This is a genomic window from Paraburkholderia sp. SIMBA_054 (genome assembly GCF_046534875.1).
Taxonomy (GTDB): Bacteria; Pseudomonadota; Gammaproteobacteria; order Burkholderiales; family Burkholderiaceae; genus Paraburkholderia; species Paraburkholderia hospita.
Genome location: NZ_JAWRXV010001698.1, coordinates 1 through 237, shown reverse-complemented (window position 1 = coordinate 237; position 237 = coordinate 1). Strand labels below are relative to the sequence as shown.

Below are 237 nucleotides of genomic sequence, written 5' to 3'. Positions count from 1 at the left end.
CACTCGAACGGCTTGTGGTCCTGGAACTCCAGCAGCGCGTCGAAGCCGCCGGCCTGGCTGGCGTCGTCGAGCAGGTTGCGACCGAAGATCTTCACCAGCCGGGTCTTGGGCATGAACGGGGCCAGCGCCAGGAATACGAAGTGGCACTTCGGGCAGATGCCGCACCAGCGGTTCACCGGGCGCTCGCCCATGATGTGGAAATTGCGGTTGCAGCTGGAAAAGTGCGCGTCGTAGTGG

General features: G+C 64.1%; 1 pseudogene. It reads right to left on the bottom strand.

Features of this window, described 5'->3' with window-relative positions:
- Positions 1-237, bottom strand: a pseudogene (locus SB822_RS60885) (hypothetical protein); the annotation flags it as partial.